Source organism: Pseudoalteromonas sp. Z1A6 (genome assembly GCF_011378745.1).
Classification (GTDB): domain Bacteria; phylum Pseudomonadota; class Gammaproteobacteria; order Enterobacterales; family Alteromonadaceae; genus Pseudoalteromonas; species Pseudoalteromonas arctica.
In genome coordinates this window covers 1-17912 of sequence record NZ_WTKW01000011.1, presented here as the reverse complement: position 1 = coordinate 17912, position 17912 = coordinate 1, and the positions used below count along the sequence as shown (strand labels likewise).

Annotated in this window: 13 protein-coding genes; 5 read left to right on the top strand and 8 right to left on the bottom strand. The window is 37.3% G+C overall.

The window, feature by feature from the left end:
- Nucleotides 1-39 precede the first annotated feature (39 nt).
- Entirely contained in the window at nt 40-1422 is a 1383-nt protein-coding gene (gene ccoG / locus GQR46_RS01385) for a cytochrome c oxidase accessory protein CcoG (RefSeq protein WP_165739519.1), read from the top strand.
- 88 nt (nt 1423-1510) lie between these two features.
- Here the strand turns inward: ccoG and GQR46_RS01380 are convergent, their stop codons facing one another.
- Nucleotides 1511-2431, bottom strand: coding sequence for a M14 family metallocarboxypeptidase (locus GQR46_RS01380; protein WP_165739499.1), 921 nt, complete (start codon nt 2429-2431; stop codon nt 1511-1513).
- 114 nt (nt 2432-2545) lie between these two features.
- Nucleotides 2546-3283, bottom strand: a complete 738-nt coding sequence (locus tag GQR46_RS01375) for a hypothetical protein (RefSeq protein WP_165739497.1) — start codon at nt 3281-3283, stop codon at nt 2546-2548.
- 282 nt (nt 3284-3565) lie between these two features.
- Here GQR46_RS01375 and GQR46_RS01370 point away from each other — a divergent pair, with 282 nt between their 5' ends.
- A complete protein-coding gene (locus GQR46_RS01370; RefSeq protein ID WP_165739493.1) occupies nt 3566-6415 on the top strand; it encodes a UvrD-helicase domain-containing protein in 2850 nt (949 codons plus the stop codon).
- A 126-nt stretch (nt 6416-6541) separates the two neighbouring features.
- Nucleotides 6542-8812, top strand: coding sequence for an EAL domain-containing protein (locus tag GQR46_RS20525; RefSeq protein WP_197175649.1), 2271 nt, complete (start codon nt 6542-6544; stop codon nt 8810-8812).
- Nucleotides 8813-8891: 79 nt separating this feature from the next.
- On the opposite strand, the gene GQR46_RS01360 is transcribed toward GQR46_RS20525, so the two are convergent.
- From GQR46_RS01360 to GQR46_RS01350, 3 genes are all read right to left on the bottom strand, one after another.
- Nucleotides 8892-9290, bottom strand: a complete 399-nt coding sequence (locus tag GQR46_RS01360; RefSeq protein WP_165739491.1) for a hypothetical protein — start codon at nt 9288-9290, stop codon at nt 8892-8894.
- Between the two features lies 1 nt (nt 9291).
- A complete protein-coding gene (locus GQR46_RS01355) occupies nt 9292-10206 on the bottom strand; it encodes a zinc dependent phospholipase C family protein (RefSeq protein ID WP_165728862.1) in 915 nt (304 codons plus the stop codon).
- A 97-nt stretch (nt 10207-10303) separates the two neighbouring features.
- Nucleotides 10304-10891: a hypothetical protein gene (locus GQR46_RS01350; protein WP_165728861.1), complete on the bottom strand. Its 588-nt coding sequence runs from the start codon at nt 10889-10891 to the stop codon at nt 10304-10306.
- Nucleotides 10892-11151: 260 nt separating this feature from the next.
- On the opposite strand from GQR46_RS01350, the gene GQR46_RS01345 reads away from it, so the two are divergent.
- Together GQR46_RS01345 and GQR46_RS01340 are read left to right on the top strand one after the other, a co-directional pair.
- Nucleotides 11152-12789, top strand: a complete 1638-nt coding sequence (locus GQR46_RS01345; RefSeq protein WP_165739489.1) for a cyanophycinase — start codon at nt 11152-11154, stop codon at nt 12787-12789.
- Nucleotides 12790-12892: 103 nt separating this feature from the next.
- A complete protein-coding gene (locus tag GQR46_RS01340; protein WP_007580368.1) occupies nt 12893-13141 on the top strand; it encodes a hypothetical protein in 249 nt (82 codons plus the stop codon).
- Nucleotides 13142-13232: 91 nt separating this feature from the next.
- Here the strand turns inward: GQR46_RS01340 and GQR46_RS01335 are convergent, their stop codons facing one another.
- The 3 genes from GQR46_RS01335 to GQR46_RS01325 form a co-directional block, all read right to left on the bottom strand.
- The gene (locus GQR46_RS01335; protein WP_024593049.1) at nt 13233-13988 is read right to left on the bottom strand and encodes a DUF1266 domain-containing protein; all 756 of its coding nucleotides are present in this window, start codon (nt 13986-13988) and stop codon (nt 13233-13235) included.
- Nucleotides 13981-16083: a CDC27 family protein gene (locus tag GQR46_RS01330; protein ID WP_165739487.1), complete on the bottom strand. Its 2103-nt coding sequence runs from the start codon at nt 16081-16083 to the stop codon at nt 13981-13983. Before GQR46_RS01330 ends, GQR46_RS01335 begins: the two co-directional genes overlap by 8 nt.
- An 88-nt stretch (nt 16084-16171) precedes the next feature.
- Nucleotides 16172-17830 (bottom strand): molecular chaperone HscC, encoded by a 1659-nt coding sequence (locus GQR46_RS01325; RefSeq protein ID WP_024593047.1) that lies wholly within the window; start codon nt 17828-17830, stop codon nt 16172-16174.
- Nucleotides 17831-17912 lie beyond the last annotated feature (82 nt).

The window sequence follows — 17912 nt, the reverse complement described above, 5'->3', positions numbered from 1 at the left end:
CAATAGTTTGCTTAACAACGTCATAATAAAGCAAGTACTATGAAGTTTGATATTAAAGAAGAAGACATGATCATTAAGCCCTACAACAACGAAGGGCCAATTTATATCCGCGAGCAAAAAGGTTTTTTTCAGCGCATACGCCGTAATTTAGGCTGGTTGTTAATGCTAACTTTTGTTGCCATACCTTGGATCCAATACAACGGACAACAAGCTGTATTGCTTGATGTGGCAACACAAACATTTACTATTTTTGGTTTAACACTCCTTCCTCAAGATTTTATGATTTTAGCGCTGCTGTTTATGGCGGGTGCCTTTGCGTTGTTTTTTGTAACTAACTGGTTGGGTCGGATTTGGTGTGGGTATACGTGCCCTCAAACAATATGGATGCTCATGTTTTCGTGGGTAGAGCAGCGTATAGAGGGCACGCGAAATCAGCGAATAAAGCTAGATAAATCAGAGTGGACGCTAAGTACTTGGCGTAAAAAAATAACTAAACACAGCGCATGGATTGTTATTTCTATTTTAACTTCCACCTCGTTTATGGCGTATTTTATTCCGGCTAAAAGTTTGTATATGGAAATGCTTACGTTTGAATGGTCAGGTATTACAAGTTTTTGGGTGTTTTTATTCGCTTTTTGTACTTATGGAAATGCAGGGTTTTTACGCGAAAAAATGTGCACTATTGCATGCCCATATTCTCGTTTTCAGGCTATTATGTTTGATAAAGATACGTTGCTTGTTACTTATGACAGTAAGCGAGGTGAAAGCCGTGGTCCGCGTAAGCGTAAAGCCGATCCAAAGGAGCTTAACCTAGGTGACTGCGTAGACTGTAACTTGTGTGTAGACGTATGCCCTGCAGGTATAGACATTCGAAATGGAATGCAATATGAATGTATAAACTGTGGTTTATGTATTGACGCTTGCGACGATACCATGGATAAATTTGGTTACGAAAAAGGCTTAATTAAATACGCGAGTGAAAAACAAATGGAAGGGGGGAAAACCAATCCATTTAGGTTAAAACTAGTAGGATACGGCGCATTAACGGCTTTGTTAATCATTTCTATGTTTGCATGGATGCTGCAACGTACTCCAATAGAAGCCTCGGTACTACGCGACAGAAATGCGCTCTACAGAGTGAACTATGAAGGCTTAGTAGAAAACCCTTACACACTCACTATTATTAATAAAACCCAACAAGCACTGCATTACAGCATCGCTATAGAGGGTTTACCTGGTGCAATACTCTCAAGCCCACGCTCTACACTTGTTCAACCGGGTGTTATGAAAAGCGTACCAGTGACCGTAACAGCCGATGGTTACGATATTGAGCGTAAAGTGAGTAAGCTACAGTTTATTGTAACGGCGCAAGAAGACGCCAGTATTACTATAACCAAAGACAGTCAGTTTTATAAAAACTAAGATTGATAAAGCTTCATAAAAATACAAAAAATGCCCAAATAGATATTCTCCTTGGGCATTTTTTATGTGCGGCTTTTATATGCAGTTTCTATTGCGTATTTGCACCTATATATTTCAGTGCGCTTGTTATAACGGCTACTTGTGCCAAAATACATTCTTCATCGGTGGCAGTTGGGCTATCTGGGTACACTTCAGTGGTTGTTACGAAGGGTGCATCAGTAAAGCCCATACATAAACCTAAATCGCGTGCTGCATAGTTAATCACGCCAAATTGCTCTTGCGGTACGCCTATTAGCTGGTTGTTTTCATCGCTCGGTGCAATATGGGTTACCTTTGCAACGCTTTCAATAATCACTTTTTGAAACTCTGGCTCAGGCTTTTTGGTGTCTGCAACTAAATAAAACCCATCAGGTATGTTCCAGTTAGTATTTGTAGTGCCTTCACGCGCAGCAAGTGCGGGCCTAAATTCACTGTTATCGCTGTCTGTTGTTTCGTGTAAATCAATATGAGCGATTAAGTCAGTACCTAATGATTTTACAAACGCCATAATAGCGGCTGATTCTTGAGCTGGGCTACCCTCGTAAAATGAGCGATTAGGATCAATAGCATCTGGGTTCCAACGGTTTATAGTCTCGTAACCCCAAGGGCTAATGCAGGGGGCAACAATAATATTAAACTGTTCGCAATATTGCATAGCCGATGTTTTAGCAAACCTAAGTGCGCCATGTACGCCACTTGTTTCATAGCCATGTACACCACCGGTGATTAAAACAGTTGGTTTATTAGCATTAAAGTTAGGCGTTTTTAATATATATAATGGGTAAGTACCTGCGGCGTAATTAAGCTCGCCGTATTGCTCTATATCTAAGGTGTTTTTAAGATCATTAATTAGCGTTACGACTTCGTTTTGGTAACTGCGTTTAATGCTTTGGCGTGCTAACCACTGGGCTTTATCGTTGTTATTCCATTTTTTGCCAGGTGTGCCAATCGGGTATGTGCTATTAGTCATAATAAACCTTTATATCAATTATTATTAGCCCTCATAAAAATTAGGAGGGCAATTACAATTGGTAGAATTATTTAATAAAGGTATAGCTTAACGCTGAGTAAATTAGCGTGCAAATTAAAACGTTAAAGTCATATTTTTAATAGCGCGTGTTTGCTGCGCCCTAATATAGCTTTGGTTTGCATATTCACCTGAAATACTACCGAACCGTTCGCGTTTAATATTAATTGTTAAATCACACCCTTTATTTTTATTTACTTGCGAGGTGTTAAACATATCTAAGCTTTGTAAATTTATTTCAAGGCGAGATGAATTAAGCGCAAAAAATGTTGACTGCAAAAGTGTTTCATTATTATTGGTAGTGCAACTACTGCTAAGTTCTACTTGGCTTGTACTGTTAGGATCAGTGCCATCTAATTGAACGGTAAGAGTACTATTAATACCAAAATTTTGATCGTTACTCGGGGTTAAAATAATAAAATTTAAAGGCAGTTCTGCGCTTGAATTAGCATTTATACCATCGTCTCGTGTAAATAATATATCAAACTGCTGATTATCGTCAGTGGCATTTATATAAGCTTGGTAATCAACGTCTAAAAAATCGGTATCTTTTGTAAGTACAATAGAAGTGTTATTAACAACAGCCCTTAATGAGTCGCTATCGCTTAAAACAATATTAGAGCCATTCGCATCGCCTGCATTTAGTTCTGCGTTAACACGCGTGCGGTTGCCGTCAGAAACCAGTTCAAAACCTGCCCAAATACCTTGTGTTTTTACTAAATCCGACTCTGTTTCTGACGTGCAAGCGCATAATGCTAAAATTAAAGCCGTTGTGGTAATGCATTTTTTAAGCATGTTAGCTCCTTTAAACCACTTAATTAGGCTGTAAATAATTGTTTAATTGGGGATATACCTAACAATTATATGAAGTGTAAGTTTGTATATGTGCATTGTTACACAACAAGCTATCTATAAATGTTTAAATTTGTTAACGGGTGTAAATAAAACATTAATCACCAGGTTTAAAAACTAACTTACCAATTAAATTGTTTACTAAGTAAGCATCGATTTAGCGCTAAATGTATTATAAAAGAGTATGTTACAATTAAGGTAAAGCATATCTTCATATTGAGTATTATGGCGCAGTATATTGCTACTCCAAGTTGGCTAGGCCGTTTTTTTACCCGTATTAAACACGTAAGTATTGAACAAGAGCACCTTGTTGTGCATTTTAGACGTGCTCCCGCACGAACATTTTTAATTAAAGACTTTTATAATTACTCAATACTTAAAAACCGTTTATTTAGTGCCAAAATTAATTTGTGCGACAGCAGCAATACATCAATTAGCTTTTTAAACAAAGCACAGGCTAATACTTTAAATACTGCCATTAATACACAGTTTTCGGCCATGCTTGAGCAAAAGGTAAATAACGCCAAAACTTTGCTAAAGCGTTATGCTTTAGATGAGTTTTTACGTGATAGTTCCCTAAATACACTTAATAACGATGTGTTTTCACTTGTTAAACAGTACGCTCAAAGTACAAATACATGGCAACAACACTTATCGCCAAGTAGTCTTAAATTTTTAAATATACTGAGCACCACACCCAATTCCCTTGATGCTATTGCACAGTTGCGCCATAAATATGAAAAAAAACAACTGATACTTAAAAATGATTTTTTTAATCAAGTAGAGTCAAATCCATTAACAACAGAGCAGCGTTTAGCAGTAATACGCGATAACGACAAAAACTTAGTATTAGCGGCAGCAGGCACAGGTAAAACATCTGTGATGGTCGCAAAGTCGCTAGATTTAATAGCGTGTGATATTGCAAAACCCGAGCAAATTTTGGTGCTGGCCTATAATAAAACAGCAGCTAATGAGCTTAAAGAGCGCTTTATTAAACGCGCAACACATGCAAAATTACATACCAAAGCACCCACTATTTTAACGTTTCATGCGCTTGGGCTTAAACTATTACAAAGCGCTAAAAAGCCAATCGAATTGTCAAAATTTGCAACAGACCCAGTTCAATTAAATAGTTGGTTAACGGCATGGGTGAGTAAAAAAATACAAACCGAGCCACAATTTTTAAAAGTATTTGTAGATTTACTCCATGAGCCAATTGATATATTTAGCTTTAAAGATAATGCACAGTACGAGCGATACATACGCGATAACGAATACCGCAGCCTTGCAGGTCATAAAGTAAAAAGTTATCAGGAGGTGTTAATTTCAAACTGGTTGCATTTAAACAGCGTGCCGCATAGCTATGAGGTGAATTATCACTTTGACCAAGGCACCGTGCTAAATAGGCAATATAAGCCTGATTTTTATATACCTCACTATGATATTTACTTAGAGCACTTTGGCATTGATAGGCAAGGTAATACACGTGCCGATATAGATAAAAAACATTATAACGAGCAAATTGCATTTAAGCGTAAACTGCATAAACAAAATGGCACCACCTTACTCGAAACCTTTCATTACAATTGGGTAGAAGGAAAGCTAGAGCACACTCTCGCTAAGCAATTGAAGCAGCATAATGTTGAATTAACGCCTTTAAGTAACGATGAAATATTTCATACATTAAATAACTCAGGGCAGTTACAGCAAGGGGTTGATAAGTACATAAAATGCTTACAAGCTATTCGAGTGGAGCAGCTAAGTAATAAGCAAATAGCACAGCGCATTAAACAAAGCGGTATTAAAAACTATCAACAATACGCAAACTTGTTAGTGCAAATTCATGAGGCTTATATAAATGAACTAAGCGCACAAAATGCCATTGATTTTGACGACATGATAATTCAAGCAACAAAGGCGGTGGTAAACGGAGATTTTAATATTGTGTGGAGTCACATTTTAGTTGATGAGTTTCAAGATATATCAAGCGCGCGAATGGCTTTTTTAAGTGCCATATTAAAGCATGGTAACGGAATACGCTTTACTGCAGTAGGTGACGACTGGCAGGCAATTTATCGGTTTTCGGGTGGTAACTTAGCGCTTACCACCCGCTTTAATGAGCTGGTGGGTAGCCACTCGCTTACAATGCTGCAAAAAACATTTAGATATAACAATAGTATTAGCGATGTAGCAGGTCGCTTTGTAATGCAAAACCCTGAGCAATATAAAAAGCAGATCAGCACACATACGCAAGTAACTACACCCCAAGTTATTTTGTTAGACGACTTATACCAAGGCACTAAATCGATAGAAATAAAAGTACAACAAGCGATAAGCACTATTCAAAAAAATGATGGATCAGCCAGCATTGCCATACTTAGTCGATACCGATACATGTTAAATAGCGTGCAACAGCATTTAAAAGATAAAAAGCATACAAACCTTCTCCATTTTTGGACATTGCATAGTGCCAAAGGGCTTGAAGCCGATTACTGTATTATTATTGGTTTTGAACAAGGTAAATTAGGGTTTCCGAGCGACAATCAAAATAACTTGCTGGTGGAGTCGTTATTACCAAAGCAAGATGAATTCACTCACTCAGAAGAAAGGCGTTTGCTTTATGTAGGCATTACACGCGCTAAACATAAAGCGTATTTAATTGCCGACCCTTATGCATGCTCCGCATTTATAAAAGAATTAATAAATGATGATTACCCCATTCAAATTGGTTCCGCATTATTTAATAAGCCGCAACTAAAGCAAAGAGAATGTAGTACGTGCAGTGACGGGTTAATAGTGCCCAAAACGGGCCAATATGGTGATTATTATAGTTGTACTAACACGCAAATTTGCGAAACTAAATTGCGAGTGTGCAAAAGCTGTAGTAGCCCATCGGTAGATAAAAACACATACTCACAATGCGTGAATACAGAATGTAAAACGCAGCACCCAATTTGTGAAAAGTGTGGGCACGAAATGCGTAAACGCAAATCTAAGCACGGTGAATTTTTAGGGTGCAGCGGTTTCGCTCTTAAAGAAGATAACTGTAAAAACACTCGAAAAATGAATGTTTAACGGCTAACAAGTAGGTTTACACTTGTCTATTTTATAGAACTATGTAAATAGAAATTACATTCATTAGATTGATTTTAACAAGCTATCAATGTCTAATAGAAGAATGAGCTTTAACTGTTGTTTATTATGCATTTTTTCAATAGATTCTTTTTATTAAATGACCATTATTCAGCCCCTGGTCAGGTTGCTAATTGGCGAATAAGTGCACTGCGCATTATTCTATCATTAGTAATGGTGTTATGTTTTGCTGTGGCGTGCCACACGTACACAAGCGCTATTGAATTTAACTTAATTTATATTGTTGTATTAACAAGCAGCTTTCTTGCTACTGCATGTGGTTTACTTATAGCAAGTAAGCGTTTCTATCACTTTAGCGCTCATGCACTTTTAATAGCCATTGTAGCTGCTAGCGTGTCAATGAACTTATTTTTAACAGACCTAGAGCTTGCTAAAGTGGGTTCTATGTATATGTATTCTTGCCCGATAATCGCACTTATGCTACTTGGTTATAGAACAGCCCTTGCTTATGGCGTATTAAATATTGCGCCGTTTTATATGATCATCAATAACGTTGATGTCTCGGGTTTAACCGGCATAGCTCAACAACTTCCCGACGCGGACTTATACATTACAGGGCTTATATTTTTATTTTTTAACATTTGTATTCCCCTTGCTGTAGCACGCACAATTGTGGCTGCTAAGCGTTTAAACAAAACAATGATAAGCGCTAATACACACCTTAAAGACAAAAATGAGCTTTATCGAAGCTTATTCACCGAATCAAATAAAGCCAAAATTATTGTTGACGAAAACCTTGTCATTACTGATTTTAATCAACATGCTATTGATATGTTTGGTATAAAAAAAGAATTAAAAGAAGAATGCGTTAACCTCTCTCATTTATTTCCTACTTTATCTTTTGACGATCCAAATGCGCAAAATAAAATTGTGAAGTACAAAAAAAGCTATTTTAAAGCCAGTTATCAGCAAATAACAATGAGCACAAACTACCGTGTATACGACTTTTACGATTGCACGCAAGAGCAGCTCATTAAACAAAATTTATCGATGATGGAACAAGAAAACAAACGATTACGCTTTAGAGACTCGCGAACAAGGCTACCTAATAGAGAATGGTTTGAACTGCAATGCGATAGGCTAACAAGTAAGTACCAAAAAGGTTTTTATATTGTTGTTGCGCAAAGTGCAAATAGTGAATACTTAAATTTAAAGCTCACTAAAGCCGACTCTCAAGCCTTACTGATTAACGCATACAAGCGTTTAAAAGCGATGCCAGATGAGCCGCTGTTGTGTGCTCATATAGGAGTCGGAAAGCTCGCTTTTATAATTGTGGCAAACTCGCAAAACGAGCTTGAAGATAAGCTATTAATACAAATAAAAAATACATTAGATAAAAAATATAATGTGTTTGGTACTAAGTGTCAGCAATCATTTTTATTTGGTTTTGCAAAGTATCCTGATCATGGAAAAAACAGCGCAACAGTACTTAGCAATGCATGCGAAGCACTTAAACTAGCAAATTGTAATATGGCCCTTAGTGGTTATAACGAAAAACAATCACAAGCTTTTATCGAAAAATACGAAATTTCAATGTTATTAGATGAAGCGCTTCAGCAGGGCGATTTGTCGGTGCACTATCAACCTAAAGTAGATGCAACGGGTCAATGTATAGGGCTTGAAGCCTTAGCGCGTTGGAACAGTCCAATACTGGGTAATGTGTCGCCAGTGGTATTTATTCCTATTGCCGAAGAATACAGAATGGTTAGTCGGCTAACCGACCTGATTATTCAAAAGGTGTGCGCTCAAATTGCCGATTGGACTAAAGCGGGTTTACCGAGTGTGCCGGTGGCAATAAATATATCTCTAATTGATTTTAGCCAAACCGATTTTATGTCAAAACTAGTTAAATACCTTGCCGACTTTAACGTAAAGCCGCCTCAAATAGAGTTAGAACTGACTGAAACTTCCCTTGAGGCTAACCAAGCCCATTCGTTAAAGCTTATGCAAACACTGCAATCGTGGGGTTTTACTATTTCGGTCGATGATTTTGGGGTGGGATATTCTAATATTGCACGCCTTGCCGACTACCCAATTAACAAACTCAAGTTAGATCGCTCATTAATAAGCCAAGTAACGAGCTCAAAGCGTCAAAAAAGTTTAGTTAAGGCAGTACATGCTATGTGTAAAGAGCTTGATATTAAGTGTGTAGCTGAGGGGGTAGAAACCCAAGAACAAGTAGCAATAATGGCGCAAATGGGGTGTAAAGAATTTCAGGGCTATTACTTTGCTAAACCAATGCTAGCCGAAAGATTTGCAGAACATGTTAGCCGCCATGGCTTAGTGTTTAACCCTGAAGAAGTGACAGCTCAACTTTAAATGTATTTAGTGGCCACTATATAGAACATGCTCACCTAAGAGCTATGCATGCTCTATAAAGCTAGCTTGGTTTTATTACCTAATTACAGAGTTGTTGGGCGTTTATAGTTATTTTGCACTGTTGCACAGCTCCCGATTTCCAATGCTGTATGTCTGATTGCGCAGTACAGCCTGCATCTTCAATTAAAGCAGTGTCAGCATCACATAAAAGTAATACGGCGTTATCATCTTGTACATCCACAATAAACGTGTACTCGTTAAAGGGCGTAAGTTTGCTTAAATCGTTATTAACGGCAGCTTTTAATAACTCATCAGTGGATGAATAGGATGTTTCACTAAACTTTAAAGTGCCGTCTACAGCGGTAGCAATATCTTTTAATTGCGAGGCTAAATCGGCCATTATTTCTGGATTGTTATTTTTTGAAGTGTAACAACCGCTAAGTAATACAATTAAGCTTATGCAGAGTAAGTGTTTCATGCTATTTGCTCCATACCGTCATTGTGTTGTGCTCATCGTAGCCTGTGTCTAGGTTCCAGTTTTTAATTTCACTGTAATCAGTATCTAAAAATACGGCATTGGCAATAATGGTTATATAGTGCTGAATGTTACTAACGGCAAAGTCAAAAATATCGTTGTAATGCATTGGCTCGTGCGGTGTTTTTAGCTGTTCAATAAAAGTGGAGTCTACTTCGTTTGGGCGAGGATAAAACAAACCTAAATCAGCAGCAACATGGCGTGCACAGGCAAATAACCGATAGCTTTCTTCAGCATTATTTACTACAAACTGAAAACCGTTATGCCATGTATTAAAGTTAGGCGTGTGTTGTGCGGCGTAGTGTGGGTGAACTGTTAATAAAGCATGTTGCCAAATTTGTGCAATATCGGTATCAAAATTATCGTCTTTGTTAGTACAAGACCCAATATTTTGTTGTACGCGATCAGCGTAGCCTAACTCACCTAAATTTAAACGTTGCCAAATAAACGCATCTTGGTTCATTTCACAGGTACGGTGCGCAGTTTGGTTTTGCTCATATGGGCCAACTTTTAATTCAACAACTGGATGCACCGTTATATCTGCAGCAACATGGGCCATATAACCGCATAACCAAGCAAAGCACTTTTCAAATGCTTCATCTTCAAGTGTTTTACAGTATTCAATCATGGCTTTAAGTAAATCACCCGTGCGCTCGTAATGCATTAAATCGGCCCATGCATTTTGGCTAGGCTGCGCTACAGCTAAATAAGGGTAATCGGGGGCTACACAACCTAGTTCAAGGTATGCTTGACGTTTGCTTAAAATAAGTTTTGCCTTTTTAGGCATATCCATTTTAGTGAGTGACTTGGTTTGCGTTGCAATATTAACCGCAGTAATGTGCGCAAAAGCACCTGGCATTGTCATATCCCTATGATTTATAAATAGGAGTACAGATTAACATTGAGACAGCGTTAAATAAAGTTAACTAAATGCAAGTATAGGGTGGTTAAGGCTATTAAATTAATTGTTCAACTAATTGGCCGTTTTCGTATAATTTAGCAAATTGACGTTTGTGCTCTTCAAAAAGATAAGCTCTTAGTTGCTCTTGCCCGCTATGAATTTGAGTTATTTTTGCTGCAATCCCTAAGCTACTTTGCCTAACGGGTACTATATCCATTGATATACTTTCTTTGTTAGGCAAGTTAAAGCTCATGTGCTGTAATTTGTTTAAGCTTTTTCCATTTTTCAATGGTTTTAAAAATATGCCCGTACTGGAAATTGATTCAATATTAAAACCTTGGCTTTTAATATTTAGCTCACTCCAACGCCAACTTCGCTGAGTGCCCTTTGTATCAATTACCTCTGGTGCGCTCAAAGTGGGGTTAATTACACCTAACTCATCAATTTTTAATTGCAGGGGAAACCAAAGTTGGTAATTAGCAACTTCAGCAAGCAAAGTTAAATTTGCATGGGTAAAAAGGTGAGCAATACTCGCGGGTACAGAGCTTTTCATTGTAAGCATATGATTACGGGGAGAGCGCTGCTTTGTATTTGGTTTGAATAACTCAGCTAAAAAATTTACCTCTTCATTAGAAAAGTCCATATTCCACCTCAGTTACTAAAACAATGCACCACCGTAATTTAAACAATGGATTTGATCAATAAATGCTCGGTTTAAATTTGTTTAGTCAATATTTGCGAGAGTAGCTGGCAAACTAAACAATGTATTTAAATGCAGTGCTTAACCCTATCGCTTTTCAGAGACTTGAATTATTTAACATTTATAAAAATATATTTAGGCTCAAGTGGCTAGCTGTTAAACTGCAACACATTAGTTTTATAATTTATATTAGAGTTTACATTATGATATGTGCGTTTTTACGTAATCAACAGCCTAAATTACGAGTTATGTTAGTGGCGTTACTGGGTGCTGGTTTTTCAATAAATGCAGTGGCTCAAGAGCAAAACCAAACTTTAATTTTAGTGGGCTCAGAGCTTGCAACTTGTACTAGCGCAAAGCTTAATAACTGCGAAAAAGAGACTGTTGTTGAAGGTAAATTACATAATCTATATAGGGTTAATAACTCTCAAATAAAAAACATCACACAGCACTGGCCTAATAATAACGTTGAGGCAAAAACGGCTGTATTAAAAACACTTAAAACCTTGCTAGGTAAATCGTCAAATAGCGTATCTAAAACAGATTTATTATGGCTATGGCGCGATATAAATAACCAGCAATTAGAAAGCCTGACTCAGCAAGAATACAACTTTGTATTTGATATGCTAGAAGTGCCGCTACTTGATAAAAACGGTGAGCGCTTAAAAGAGCAAGTAAATACCGATTTTAATATTGAGGTCGCGACTAATAGTATTTTACAATTTGTGTCGGGCAGTTTAAAAGTTAATAACGCAAAACCCACCATGCTTGCTATTACGGCATCGAGCCGCGACCCTTATGAGTCGGCAGATGTAGCGCAGAGTCTTTTAGCACAATCAAATATAAGCACTCAATGGTTAGCACTAACGCCAGCACTTGCTAAAGCGATTACGAGTAACTCGTGCGATGAATTACCCGCTCTCAGAAATACATTAATGAATGTGTATAACCGGGAAGCAATTTATCCAGAGTACACAAAGGCCGAATACGCTTTATGCAAAAGTGGCACTAATGCACTTGTATCACTTATTAAAAATAGTACCGGTGTGATGTTTAATAGCGGTAATGCAGCATTAACTCACAAGGTATTATTTGATCAAAACAATAATCCATACCCGTGGACGCAAGCATTGCAAACTCGCCCAGTAATTGTAGGTGAAGGCGCGGACGCAGCAATCCAAAGTAAAGTGACGGGTATGCTTACAAATACGACAAGCCTTGAGGCACTTCGTAAAGGTGAAAATAACACTAATGCTGGTGGACTTGGCAGCTTTAATTTTGGTGTTATAGATACTCAATTTAGCGAACAAAACCGCACGTTTAGACTCGCAGCTGCGCTAAATAATAGCGAAGCGAGTAATACTAAAACACAAATGCAGCATGGCTTTGGTATTGATGAAAATACAGCTTTGGTTGTTATTAAATCGCCAGAAGGTAGTTTAATAACCGTAATAGGCAAAAGTGGTGTAGTGCATTTAGCTAACCAAGGTAAAGCACCACCTGAGAGTAAGAGCTATAGCTACTCGTATTGGCCTACAAGCAGTGTAATTGAAATTACCAATAACACGTTTACTCTAAGCAAGCGCACAATAGATGAGGCGTTACCCGCTATAAAAATACCTCCACTGCCAGTGCAGCGTTTTGGCTCAATTTTAACAAATTCAAAACTGCGATCACTTACTCAAGCGATGTGCCTAAGCCAAGAGCAAAGTGCGGTAGCCCAACAAGATGAGTTTATAATTAGCCTTACTGCAACGAGTGACACGCAGTATCATCGCGTTAATGCAAAAGAGTTTGGTTGTGCGCTAAGCAATTTAGAGTTAGCTATAAAGTCGATTTAGTTACTAACCTGAGCCAAGGGTTTAAGTTTTTGGCTCTTCTCTATAAAATAGCCACCATAATGATTTAAAAGCCTAGCCAAGGCCTTACTAAAAGAGTTTTAAAATGAATAATGAAAATGACGTAATTGATACTTTAGCCGAACTAGAAAGCTTTTTAATAGATGTCGAAAACGGTGGTTTTGGACTTAAAGGTGTTGCCGGTGTTGGTATGGCTACTAATAACAAAGATGGCAGCCGTTTTGTTGCTGTGTTTGACGATAATCAAAAGCTACTTTTAGCACGCATGATTACAGAAGACGTATTCCAAACAGGCCAAGACATGGTACGTAATGGTGTAGGACGCAAGCACTAATACTGATACTAACTAGACTGAATAACTCTGCTGCAAAAGGAGTTATTCAATCTGTATTTATAAAATCAAAATATTGTAGTTTCAATTGGGATCAAAAGTCTATTTTCCAATCTAATTGGCACCATGGGTGCTCGTCATCAGCTAATATACTTTGCAATGTAGCAGCCGTATCATTTATTTTTTCAAATAAATCATGACTAAAATTAAAATCAGGGTTTGGCTCGCTGTACATTTCTTGAGTTTTAATTTTCTGCCATATACATCGACCAACCACATAACTAGTTGCATATTCTTGCCAGCTAACAAATAAGGTCTGTGCCAGTTTTCCAATATGCTTGAGGTAACACCATGCTTCTTCTTCAGTTAAAAAATTAATGGTAACACCACAACGACACAAAAAAGCATAGCGACCAATATCAAAAGCTCTAATACCACAACGAGCCAGTGAGATTTTATGTATTCCTGCCCAGTCAGACATAATACCTATAGGCGTATTTTGATAGGCGGTAAATTTATCTTCAATGTTGTATGTTGCTAATAAATCATTTCTGGTGAGTTCAGCCATGCAGCTCATAAAAACTTGGCTATTTGACGTGTTATAAAAAACATTTAAAGTTTCAATCAATTCTTCTTTTGTTGTAACGCCATAACCATTATCTAAAATACTTAAATTTCCTTTAGCAATAGCCTCGTCAGTATAGTTTTTATTATGATGTTTTAGGACATCCAATGAATAGCCATTTTGCATTGAAAGGTGCCCTGAGAGGCTAATAAGCCATAATTTTTGCTCTGAGCTTAAGTCCGTATCATCCTTAATTACACAAGGTACTTCACTTTGATTATGCATCTACAATCTCCTTTGTTGTTTGTAGTTTTAAGCATATATCGTTGTAATTAGCATGCATTGGTTGCCCAAGTTCAACGAGCTTTTCACAACACTCCACTGCAAATTCAAGTGAGTATATCCCAAGCCTCTGATCACCATATTTATCTGCAGCTAATAGTAATACGGGTATTGCTTCATTATATTGCTCTAACGCCGCTAGCGATCGGCCTTTGTAATAGTAAGCTTGTGGTAAATTAGAAAACTCGCTAATTGCAATGTTTACAAGCTTAATACAGGTATCAAAATCATCTATATCAAAAGCTAAGTGAATAAACTTTAAGCTCCAACTTGGTTGGTGTGTGATTTTTGGCATAGCTTGTTTAATCGCATAAATAGCGGCTTGTTTTACTTGCTTCTTAACAGCTTCGTTTTCGATATTTACTAATTTAGCCATTAACGCATGTAGCATTGCCCAAGCATATTGCTGTTTATACTCTAAATCTGGATATAGGGCGTAACCCATTGGTTTAGTGGGTTTTCCATCATGGTCAGTCGCTGGGAGATCTAATGTTTTGAGTTCTAATTGTGAGTATATATTCTCTTGTACAGAACCTAGTACACGAGGGGTTTTGTAAAACTTATTAGGAGATGGCTGTATTTTTTTAGCTATAGTTTCCATTATCAAATTAAAATCAATTGAGTCTGGGCAGTAGATAAATAAATCAACGAGTAGTGGCCAAGGATCTACCAGCTTTTGTAAATGAAGATTCATAAAGGCGATAAAAACGTCAAATGCTTCATCTAAGCGTTCTAGCTTAGCAAGGCATAAAGCTTGCAAATAATTACAATTAGCGTCAAAAACCAAAGAGTATGTTTGAGTCGTTATTAACGCATCTTGATAGCGACCATTTTCAAATTGCAACGTCGCTATTTTAAGCGCGTTACTTTCCTCATTTTTTTTAAGATCTTTTATGTAGTGTCGACGAGCGATAATCAAAGCAGAGCGAAGGTCTATTTCCTCAGGACGAATATAAAAATAAGAGTTTAAAAATATATAAGCTTTTTCATAATCTTTAAGGTGCAAATAACACAGACCAATCTCTTTAGTCATCTTCATCGCATAAAAACTTTTTATAAGTTCTCGCTGCGCAAGATAAATAGTGAGTGCAATATCATAGTTTTCAAGCTTAAATTCTGCGTGTGCTTGTAAATCTCGCAGGTGTTCTATGCTTGCATCGGTAGGTGGCGGTAACGAGCCAACTAACTTACTGATTTCTGTGTATGCATCCAATGTCCATAAATAGTTAGCCACATAAAGATAAAGTGACTCGTCATTATAAAATACCAAATTGACTCGCTGCATTAATATCATTAGCTGCTTTGCTGTCAGCTTAGAATATATACATTGTTCTTCTATTAAGTTACGTAACTGAAGATGCTGATGCAGTTGTTCAAAGCTAATATCCTCATCAATATTTGATGGTGATTCTATACGCAGTGGTAGGCTCTGAATATAATGGTGCAGTGCAATAGTAAGTTCACGGTAGTGATTATTTTTACTAGTGACGAGTTCGCTAGAGATTTTTATACTCTCATCTAAAAACTTAAATACCGTGGCAGATAAAAAGTAATGCTCTGACAAGAAATCAATTAAAGTGAATAAGACTTGCTGACTTTGATCAACATCCCAAAATAATGGGGCTGAAAATAATAACTTCCATTGTTCAACATCGCTACGAGATGACACATTACAATATAATTCATTGAGCGCTATTTGCAGCTCTGCAATAGAGCGAACACAATTGAGTTCAATTGGTTGAGGCTTAACAATTTCAACTTCTGTAGATGCAGAGGAGGGCGCTTCTTCATCAAAAAATGACTCGTTAGTAACCCCTTGTTTTTCGTACTCGTCTTCAAATACTTGATTGGGTGCTTTGTCTTCATTTTGAGTAGGTTGTTTAGCCTCTTTAATGGCTAACTCGTATGCTTTGCGTAAATCTTTAAATTCTTGAGGGAACTCAGCTGGCGATGTTTTTTTTAGCAGCTCTGTATAAGCGAGTTTAATAAGGCGTTTATCTGTTGTGGCTTCAATGCCTAATATTTTCCAATGGTTCATTACTTCACTCTTTATTTAATGCATGTAATTTTTTAACTGAAACTATTTTTTATTAGTTAACTTTAATAACTAACTTTAATAGCTAATTTTAATAACTAAGATAGCGCTTTATATTTTCGATCATACGTTCTATTTTGTGGTTATCGTGTGTTTCCAATACTTCCATAAATTGGCCAATCGCCTCGCCAATTTCACGCCTTTTATCTCCTAGGTTTTCTTGAAACAAGCGCTCTAATTTTGCTTTAAATGCAGTATTTACCAGTTTATCTTTAGGCAAAACCTTAAGTGCGTTAAGTCGTGCAAAACGTTCACGCAATTCACTTTCGCTCAGGCTTTCTTCATTTTCACCTACATAAGTACGGTATTTTTTGCCACTTGCAACATTAGTCACTTCAACCTCAAGTACACCATTCAGGTCGTAGGTATAAGTTAAATATAACTCTTGTACTATATTTAACTGCTCAAGCTCTATTTCTAAATCACCTAAAAAAACATTATCTTTAGGGAGGTAATGTTCACCTTGGTAAATTTTAATTAGGACTTTTTCTTGTTCTGGGTGAGCTGAATAAACAGAACGAGTTTCGCTTACGGGAATAGTTGCGTTACGCTCTATAATAGGTAAAAACTCAGACTGACCATGTTTATTATTTACCTCAACTCCTAAAGTGAATGGGCAAACATCAGTCATTATTACATCTTTTAATTCTTTATCACGTGCGCTCATACCTGCCTGAATTGCAGCACCGGTGGCAATAGCATGGTCAGGGTTATATTGGGTTTGTGGTATACGTGAAAATACACGACTAATTTGCTGCTGAAAAATAGGCATACGTGTAGCGCCACCAACAAGAATAAGCCCATCAACGTCTTCAAGTGTTAAATCGGCGTCAGACATAGCACGGTTAATAGGAAACTTAATACGTTCTATTAACTCGCTACACAATGTACGGTAATCTTCGAGCGTGAGAGTATATGGGTATGTTTTTTCTTTATATTCAAAGTTAAAACTCGCTACTGGCTCGTTAGTTAATTGGCACTTTAAGCGCTCACACAAAGACCAAATATTACGATTTTCACTATCTGAGAAAAAACCTCTGTATAAATCATTTTTCTTATAAAGGTCTTCTTCAATTACGTTAGTAAAGTCGTTACCGCCTAGGTAGTTATCACCTGCTGAGGCGTGTATTTCAAAAATATCGTTAAACACCTCAATAACCGACACATCAAATGTACCGCCACCAAGGTCCAGTACTAAGTAAGTTTGCTCACAGTCTTTATTATCGAGCCCATAAGCGAGTGCTGCGGCGGTGGGTTCGTTAAGTAATCGCTCAACTTTTAAACCTGCAAGCAAAGCGGCTTGTTGCGTTGCTTGGCGTTGTTTATTATTAAAATAGGCAGGTACCGAAATAACAGCCTCAGTGATTGGCTCTTGCAAATAATGTTCGGCTTGCTCTTTTAGGCTTTTTAATAAAATGGCAGATAATTCCGTTGCGCTATAATTTTGTTCGCCCAATGAAAAGGTTTTATCAGTGCCCATAAAACGTTTAAATTCTGAAATGGTATGTGCAGGGTGTGTTGCTAATCGATCCCTAGCGGCTTGGCCTACAAGAATATAATTGTCTTCCGACAAGCCAACAATTGAAGGGACGAGCACATTGCCCTCCATATCTGGAATTAGCTTAACGGCGTTATCTTGCCAAATTCCAACTACGCTATGAGTTGTACCGAGATCTATCCCTATCTTCATTTTATTTCCCTTACAGAATGACTTAAATCATCGCTATGCTAAGTTACTTAATACAGAACCTTAAATTCAACTTAGTTTCGCA